Genomic DNA, 7,989 nt, shown 5'->3' on the forward strand with positions numbered 1-7,989 from the left:
CCCTCACGATCATCAAAAATAGCTACGTTTTGGGCATGCGCGTCTCCTTCTAACCAAGTTTGAATGGGTGTGTGTTGTTTCCATCCCGCTGGTATCGGAATGACTCCTGTTCGTAAGTCACTATAATACAAAGGTGTTGTTCCTCTATAAAAATTAAAAGGTGATTCCATCATTTTTTTATATTTATTTGCACGTATCGTAGGCTCTTGGATAAAAGCATTGGCCTCTTGCAGTTGTTGCTGTAAGTATGTTTGACGTGCTTCTTTGCTTGATGCATTTTCTGTTTGTTGTTTAGAATGGGACGTATACGGTTTACTTGTATCAAAAGAACAACCGGCTGTAGCAAATATACTGGTTGCGATACATAGATATAAAATTCGTTTCATTACTCGCTCCTTTCTATGTTTTATTTACATGTTGTTTTTTGATAGAAATACCCGAAACCGACTTTTCCACATGATTGAATCCACACGAAAAAGACAATATATGCCTCATGCTTATATTGTCCGTTTCTTTTGGTCTCTATCAAATAGGTGGTGTGAAAAATAATATTTATTGTAGAGATATTCATTATATCGAAAAGGGAGAGCATCGATATGTACGAAAAGTTCTTTTAACAAGTGTAATTTGTATACATTTGTGATATCGTTCTCACAAATGTGGCCTCACTTTTCGTGTAAGAATGCTTGAATATCACCTAACTCTCTTCGAGTTGGAACCACTGATATTTGAACAATAGGAAGCTCCCTTTCGTCTAATGGAATGGTACTGATAATCCCATCTATCCCTAACTGTTGTACATCATATTTGTGAATATCTAACACTTCTTCGGGTACAATGGATAAAGTAGTCCCAAATTATTAGTACCCGTATGGCCAAGTTGGATAAACCCTTTTCAAGCATTTTGGAATTTTTGCACCAGAACCATTATTTCTAATAGAAGCGCCTTCCCATATTTTAATGAAAATATGTATTAAACGAATTTAGCTCTTCAATATTTATATTGGAGAAGATCGGAAACTTTTACAAATTGGTACCCTTGTTTTTGTAGTGCTGGAAGGATAATTTTTAAAGCTTCAACAGTTTGTTGTCTATTCCCTCCACCATCATGTAAGAGTACAATATCTCCACCTCTAGCATTCTTTATTACATGATTAGCAATTGCGTTTACTCCAGGCTTTGACCAATCGTGAGGGTCTTGATGCCAAGACCAAAGTACGATTTGATACCTTTTTTGTTTTGCTATTGTAAACACCGCATCATTGACATAACCACCTGGTGGCCGAAAAAGTAATGAATTTTTTTTATATTTCTCGATATACTTTTGTCCTTCTAAAATATCTGCTTGAATTTGTTGAGAAGTAGCATCGTTTGCATAAACGTGTTTCATTGTATGATTTCCAATTTCATGTCCTCTACTTAAAACAGCTTGTACTAATTGAGGATATCGCTGTATTCGAAATCCAAGCATAAAAAACGTTGCTTTTGCATTATATTTGTCTAATACTTCTAAAATTTGTTGTGTATATATTGCATGAGGTCCATCATCAAACGTAATTGCGATAACTTTTTTATTTGTTGAAACATCCCATGTGACAATGCCGGTGGGTTCTAGATATCTTCGTGATAACACCCGAGCTTCTCCGTTATTCGGAATGCTCAAGAAACATAATATACAAATCAATGATACCATTTTAAATTTTCGAATCATTATTTTTCCTCATCTATAAAAAATGTTGAAATTACGCTGCTTAAATGTGTAAGAGCTCGTTGTTTATGTATTGATAGAATCTGAATAGCAAGATACAATCATACAATGTGACAGCATGTTCAAACAGACAGGGAGAGAGGCATTGTATGTATCCAAAATGGATTGACAAAATGGCATTTTCAAAAACACATAAGGAGTTATTAATTCAGTTGTATAGAAAGCAAATCACACGAAGAGAATATGATTCTTTGGTGAATCAGCTATATGTTTTAGATACAAAGGAAATCGCAAAATAAAACAGTTAAAAAATTAATTTGAGAGATTTTTTGATGTGGAAATAGAATGGAGTGGCTGTAATGAGGGGAAATAGAAAAGCAGAGCAAATACAGAAAATCATACTTATGCAAGAAGAAATCAAGCTATGGATTCAATATGTATTTCAGCAATGGGAGAGCAAGAAACAGGAACAGCGAAATCCATTTCCTAAGATAGCATATACAGAGACAGTAGCATTTGAAAGCTCAGAAGCATATTAAGAAATAAAAAAACTTTCTGTAGGAATGATGCGGGATATGAAAACATATAAAAGAGAAAAATTGTTGGTACAAGTAACGGCATTGCATCAGCATATGCAAAGTATTGTGTCGGTTGTCCTAGAAACGATACAAAAATATTCCGTGTCCTAATATAGAACGATATATTATGCAAGCAAAGTGTTGTAAGAGAACAGTAAGTAATAAAAAAGAGTAACTAATAATGGATACTCAAAATGGAATACATATCATGGATGATTAACAGTTTTCTCATACAAACTGTACTTTATACAACAGGTTAAAAGAGTGTATATGTTCGCAACTTATTTCGGTTTTTATTTCACGGAGGGCGTATCAATTTGAATAGAGAATTGATATTGTTCGTGTGATTCTTCCTCTAACAAAGTAGCAAGGGCTTGTAACTGATTAATGACCTTCTGTTTCGATTTGCGTCCTGCATAGTGGATATGAAAGGATTCTGGGATAGAGGGCTCTATCTGTTCTATAGGTTCTAATGGAAGCGTTGTAGGTTCAGGTTCTAAAATCACGGGTACATCTTGCATCGGGATGGTTAGTGGAAGTGTTTGCGTTTGAGCTGGTTCGGTGGAATGAGTATATTGTAGATTGCTAGATGTATCTTCTTTGGGAGTAGTCTTTTCTTTTCGTTTTGCCTGCATGTTCCCTTGGGTCGTAATTTCATGCTTTTTATACAAATCATAGAGTTTATTTTTATAGGTTCCTAATCCTTCTAAGATTTCTTTGCTTGAAAAGTGCTCTTTCCAGTATTGTAGGCGCATTTTTTGATCTTCAGCAGGCAGCGCTTCTAAAGAAGTCAATGGCAAGAACTTGTTTAATTCTTCAATTTTTACGGTTTCTGTCAATGAAAATCACTCCTCTAAACATGGTATGGTGTATAGATTCTATAGGAAAGAATGATTTTCTTTGAAAAGAATTGTATAGACCATGATTATTTTGAAGATTCTTGGAATGAGTCACTCGTGTGTTATATACAAGTATTGGTTTTTGTTAATATATTCACTATAATCATGCAACACATTTGCGGTCTTCGTTCCCTAATGTTTGGGATGGTGACTCTTTTTTCTATCTGGTATCGCGTAGTTCAAAATATATAAAGTTGAGATATGCAAAATTACATATGATAAATGTTTCATCATTGTGTATGATAAAATAAATATAATTAAGAAACGAAAATTTCAAAGGGGAGGAATTGGGATGTCAATTGCAATCGCAGTCTTAACATTTATTGGGGGAGTTGCTCCATTAGTAGTACAATTATTAAAAGCATTTATGTAATAAGTCTTTTTATCCAGTTAAGCTCCCGCAAGAACTTCTGTTGTTTCAGAGGAGTTGCTTTTTTAAAACGATAAGTAGGCCTTGTATAAGTAAATCCCCAACGATGTATCATATCGTAATAATATTATATATTATTATAAATATTATCTATTTTAGGAGCTGAAATACAAATGAAGAAATTGATCAAACCTATTTTATGTGCAGGGATATTAGTAAGCGGTACAATGGCTGTAAGTGATATAAATGTACACGCAAGTGAATATCAAATTGAAGAAAATGGGGGATTAGATTACCGATTTTCTCCATCACAATCGTTTCAGATGGACGTTAAAAATGATCAAATTATTGATCGTGAGAAAAGATCTGGCACAACCGTAATAGGTAAATATCACCATAATAATAGAACAAAAAGTTTAAAAAACAAATTAAAACAACGATTTGGAAAAAAATACAAAGAACCTAATGGTCATGCTATGCAGAGGGCGTTCGAAAGAGGGATATCCGATGATGATATTCTAAACACAATAGAACACGGAAATAAATATAAAGATTCTATAAATAATAGTACTATACATTATCTAGCTACAACTGGTATTGCTGTTGCTGAAGGCTATGATGTTGCACAAAAAGAATATTTTCTTAAAACAGTTATATCAGATGTCTTGAAACCAGGTTCAAACTGGCAACCAATATCATAATATGAAAAAATAATTATAAGGAAGAGCGATGTTATGTTATTTAAAAAAATAAAGCTACCTATTTTTTGTATGGTAAGCACTTCATATATCATGAGTCCTAGTATTGCTAGTGCAGAAGAACCGATACAATATGTAACTAGTATCCTATCGCAGGAAAAAGATTATCCTAAGTCTACTACAAAACGTGTAAAGAAAAATTTAGATTATTATAAAGATATCTCTTCACCCGAGAATGGCAATGTTTCATTACCTGAGACCGGAGAAAAGACTACCATAGAATCCGATATGGATAAGTATGTATATGTCGATGTCATAGCGACGAAGGATTTTTCTGCAGGGTCTTGGGGACCAACTGGTGGACCTGGAACGATATTTGAAGATGCAATATTTGTAGATAAAAATTTAAAACCGCTACCTAAGGTAAATAATACGTATTATCTCAAGAATACAACCGATATCAGGTCGGGAGAACTGCTAGGGAAATGGGCTTTCCCAAAAGATTTAGCTGTAGTCCAAGGAACTAAATCAGTAACAGATTACTATTATACACGGATAGATGCACAAAGGCTGAATAAAACTTCTGCATACTCATTTAATCTTGATAATACAGTAGGTGTTTCGCAAGAAGAAGCTTTTACAGTTGGACAAACCTTAGGACTAGACTTTGAAATTGGATATAAACATGCATTTCAAGTTGGTGGTAATGGAATGTGGCAAACAACACAAACGTTAGGAACCACTTTATTGAAACAGGATTCTATTAGACGTGAATTTACTATGCCACAAGCGGTATATAATTATGGTTATTCTTATTTTTGGGCAGGGGTTTATCAAGCAACGATGGATGTTTCTATAAAACCTTCGGAAAAATTGCAAGAATTAATTAATAATTATAATAGGATTACTTCAGGAGGAAATCAATTGGAAACGCGAATAGATGTGATTAAAAAACAAACGCAAAAATTAAATATATTTCACACTGTGCGTACAAAAGGATCGGGTAACCCTGAAGCCGCACAACAAGTTGAAGAATAAGCGTCTGTTGCAGAGTTTCTTAACATCAAATGAGATGAGCTATTTGGCACTAACTATTAAGCAACTATTATATTTTTTGTATTTTCTTTATAGATAGGTTTTCAATTATCTTTCGAAACTACCCAGAGTAAAACACAGTAATATGCAGTAATTCCTAGTACTGTATGAGGGAAAGGGATATAGCAGCTAAAAAAGGAGGGGAAAAATGATGTTGAAAAACAAACGAATGTTGAATATATGTAGTGTATGTATAGGTATGGTGTCATTCTTAACAATACCTATTAACACTTCTGCAGAGACAGTCACTTCTAATCAACAGTGTCACTCTACCAATCCATTGGACTTTCATTCAAAATGCAAACCAGAAGCAATAGCTTGGGGAAATGAACTATTTAACTTGTGGAATAAACTTACTCCACAAGTAGAAAAAGATGCAATAAGAGGATATACTGGGGTGGATTCTGGCAGCATTAATAGCTATCTTCGTTCTGATTATTATGATGTTCTAGATAAAGAAAAAATAGAGAAGAGTATTAAACAGATAGATCGTGCTTTTTCTAGGGTGAGACTACATGATGATATGATAGTCTATCGTCGAGTAAGTGAAAGTGCATTTGGGTTGTCAAAGGGGGACTTAGTGAAAAGTGATAGAAAAAAAGGCGATTCTTTAGTTAGCAGTAATTCAAATATAGATATGAAGAAATTTGAATTCTTTAAAAATATGTTTCAAGGAAAATATAAAAAAGATCCAGCATATATGAGTACTAGCATTGTGAAAGATGCTGCAGAAGGATTTAGTAAGAATCCTATTTTAATGAAAATTCATGTTCCTACAGGTGTTCCCGCTATATATGTAGACCCTTTAAGTAATTTTCCTGGAGAAATGGAATTACTTTTACCAAGAAATAGAACGTATAAGGTTACAAATATATCACCAGTCATTGAAAAAGATAAAGAATATATAATGGTAGATGTTGAGATTTTAGATATCTCATCTAATTATCGTAATAAACGTGCGGCCGACATCACATATGAAGACAGTTTACCATCGCTATCAAAATAGACCTAGATAATGGAAAAGAATTAAATGTACAAGTATTTTATATTTTCAACATAATTATAATGATTCTAAGTTATTTGAAATTTACGAACAAAAGGAGCGGCCATCTGGGTGCTTCTTTTGTTTGTAAAGGTACACGTTCTAGGTTGGAATTCAACAATCAGAATGTATGTATCCATCTGAAAGGTACACACATTCGAAATATAACAAAAATGGTTCTGTTGCAAACATAACCAGATTTAACCAGCTTTGCAACAGAACCTGTATGGAAATGAAACTTGAGAAATAATTACAAACCTAGAATTGCTAAGTATATTAGCACTATAATGGAAATATAAGTGTGAAGAGGATTAACTTTGTGAAGTTTACTATAATTCCCTATTTGTACTGTAAGTTGTTTGGATAAAAAGATCTACATGAGTTTGTGCTACCAGTTAAATTTTTGCACAGGATAGGTACAATAGATAGCGGTAAAAATTTGACCGTTGGAATGGAGGAATAGAAAATATATGTCAAAAATCCCACCAATACTTAAAGGGTTGCGCATTCCTGTAGTCGGCGCACCGCTTTTCCTTATTAGTAATCCAAAACTAGTGATCTCGCAATGTAAGGCAGGAATCGTTGGTTCCATGCCCGCTTTAAATGCTAGGACCACTTCATTGCTCGACGAATGGTTATCGGAAATTACGGAAGAGCTTGCCTCTCATAATGCACGTTACCCAGATCGCCCAGCCGCACCGTTCGCAATTAATCAGATTGTGCATAAGTCTAATGATCGGTTAGAACAAGATATGGAAATATGCGCCAAGTACAAAGTTCCCATCATTATTACATCCCTCGGAGCACGCGAGGATGTAAATGTTACAGTACATAGTTACGGAGGCTTGATTTTACATGATGTAATCAATAACACTTTTGCACACAAAGCAATTGAAAAAGGTGCAGATGGTTTGATAGCTGTTGCTACTGGTGCAGGCGGTCATGCTGGTGTGAAGAACCCATTTGCATTGATTCAAGAAATTCGACAGTGGTTTGATGGTCCTCTTGCTTTGGCTGGATCCATCGCTAGTGGAAGTGGGATACTAGCCGCACAGGCCATGGGAGCGGATCTTGCTTATATTGGTTCGCCTTTCATTGCAACTCACGAAGCTTATGCATCTGATGTGTATAAGCAAGCAATCGTTAATGGGACGTCGGATGACATTGTTTACACTAATTTCTTTACTGGTGTATATGGTAATTATCTTGAACCATCAATCCGTGCTGCGGGTATAAATCCAGACTCCCTTTCTGAAAGTGCTCCATCTAAGATGAATTTTACAGGGGAAGCCAAACCATGGAAGGATATCTGGGGATGTGGTCAAGGAATTGGAGTTATTAAAGAGGTCACTAGTGCAGCAACATTCGTGGATAAACTTTATCGAGAGTACTCTGTATCAAGAGAGAGGTTAATCAATTCTGGCGCAACATTTGTCGAATGATAAAATTAATTTTCAGATAATTAGGATATGATGTAATAGTCTAACTTTCATATCAACTTTTCTAAATGAACAGACTATTTAGGGTTCTGGTGCAAAAACTTCAGGCCACTTGCAAATAATCTCTCAAACTTGGACATACTGATACTATTATTCTGAA

At 34.7% G+C, this 7,989-nt stretch carries 10 protein-coding genes; 6 read left to right on the top strand and 4 right to left on the bottom strand.

Annotated features, from left to right (window positions below):
* Nucleotides 1-386 (bottom strand): DUF2252 family protein (locus JDS99_RS29130; protein WP_199696261.1); only part of this gene is annotated, 386 nt, incomplete at its 3' end.
* Nucleotides 387-991: 605 nt separating this feature from the next.
* A complete protein-coding gene (locus JDS99_RS29135) occupies nt 992-1,711 on the bottom strand; it encodes a polysaccharide deacetylase family protein (protein WP_199696262.1) in 720 nt (239 codons plus the stop codon).
* Between the two features lie 146 nt (nt 1,712-1,857).
* Here JDS99_RS29135 and JDS99_RS29140 point away from each other — a divergent pair, with 146 nt between their 5' ends.
* Entirely contained in the window at nt 1,858-2,007 is a 150-nt protein-coding gene (locus JDS99_RS29140) for a hypothetical protein (protein WP_199696263.1), read from the top strand.
* Nucleotides 2,008-2,067: 60 nt separating this feature from the next.
* On the top strand, nt 2,068-2,247 hold the full coding sequence (locus JDS99_RS32165; RefSeq protein ID WP_242475790.1) for a hypothetical protein: 180 nt from the start codon (nt 2,068-2,070) through the stop codon (nt 2,245-2,247).
* A gap of 332 nt (nt 2,248-2,579) precedes the next feature.
* On the opposite strand, the gene JDS99_RS29150 is transcribed toward JDS99_RS32165, so the two are convergent.
* Together JDS99_RS29150 and JDS99_RS29155 are read right to left on the bottom strand one after the other, a co-directional pair.
* The gene (locus JDS99_RS29150; protein WP_199696264.1) at nt 2,580-3,125 is read right to left on the bottom strand and encodes a hypothetical protein; all 546 of its coding nucleotides are present in this window, start codon (nt 3,123-3,125) and stop codon (nt 2,580-2,582) included.
* 425 nt (nt 3,126-3,550) lie between these two features.
* Complete coding sequence (locus JDS99_RS29155; RefSeq protein ID WP_242475791.1) at nt 3,551-3,670, bottom strand: winged helix-turn-helix domain-containing protein; 120 nt, start codon at nt 3,668-3,670, stop codon at nt 3,551-3,553.
* 58 nt (nt 3,671-3,728) lie between these two features.
* Here JDS99_RS29155 and JDS99_RS29160 point away from each other — a divergent pair, with 58 nt between their 5' ends.
* The 4 genes from JDS99_RS29160 to JDS99_RS29175 all read left to right on the top strand — a co-directional run bounded on the left by JDS99_RS29160 (nt 3,729) and on the right by JDS99_RS29175 (nt 7,832).
* Complete coding sequence (locus tag JDS99_RS29160; protein ID WP_199696265.1) at nt 3,729-4,256, top strand: DUF4258 domain-containing protein; 528 nt, start codon at nt 3,729-3,731, stop codon at nt 4,254-4,256.
* A 33-nt stretch (nt 4,257-4,289) separates the two neighbouring features.
* Nucleotides 4,290-5,291 (top strand): hypothetical protein, encoded by a 1,002-nt coding sequence (locus tag JDS99_RS29165; RefSeq protein WP_199696266.1) that lies wholly within the window; start codon nt 4,290-4,292, stop codon nt 5,289-5,291.
* A 205-nt stretch (nt 5,292-5,496) separates the two neighbouring features.
* Nucleotides 5,497-6,354: an ADP-ribosyltransferase gene (locus tag JDS99_RS29170; protein WP_242475792.1), complete on the top strand. Its 858-nt coding sequence runs from the start codon at nt 5,497-5,499 to the stop codon at nt 6,352-6,354.
* Between the two features lie 506 nt (nt 6,355-6,860).
* Entirely contained in the window at nt 6,861-7,832 is a 972-nt protein-coding gene (locus tag JDS99_RS29175) for an NAD(P)H-dependent flavin oxidoreductase (RefSeq protein WP_199696267.1), read from the top strand.
* Nucleotides 7,833-7,989 lie beyond the last annotated feature (157 nt).

Source organism: Bacillus cereus group sp. N6 (genome assembly GCF_016483705.1).
Lineage (GTDB): Bacteria > Bacillota > Bacilli > Bacillales > Bacillaceae_G > Bacillus_A > Bacillus_A wiedmannii.

Coding starts and splice junctions, on each gene's coding strand:
- JDS99_RS29135 (WP_199696262.1), bottom strand. CDS start 1,711: ATGATTCGAAAATTTAAAATGGTATCATTGATTTGTATATTATGTTTC.
- JDS99_RS29140 (WP_199696263.1), top strand. CDS start 1,858: ATGTATCCAAAATGGATTGACAAAATGGCATTTTCAAAAACACATAAG.
- JDS99_RS32165 (WP_242475790.1), top strand. CDS start 2,068: ATGAGGGGAAATAGAAAAGCAGAGCAAATACAGAAAATCATACTTATG.
- JDS99_RS29155 (WP_242475791.1), bottom strand. CDS start 3,670: ATGATACATCGTTGGGGATTTACTTATACAAGGCCTACTTATCGTTTT.
- JDS99_RS29160 (WP_199696265.1), top strand. CDS start 3,729: ATGAAGAAATTGATCAAACCTATTTTATGTGCAGGGATATTAGTAAGC.
- JDS99_RS29165 (WP_199696266.1), top strand. CDS start 4,290: ATGTTATTTAAAAAAATAAAGCTACCTATTTTTTGTATGGTAAGCACT.
- JDS99_RS29170 (WP_242475792.1), top strand. CDS start 5,497: ATGATGTTGAAAAACAAACGAATGTTGAATATATGTAGTGTATGTATA.
- JDS99_RS29175 (WP_199696267.1), top strand. CDS start 6,861: ATGTCAAAAATCCCACCAATACTTAAAGGGTTGCGCATTCCTGTAGTC.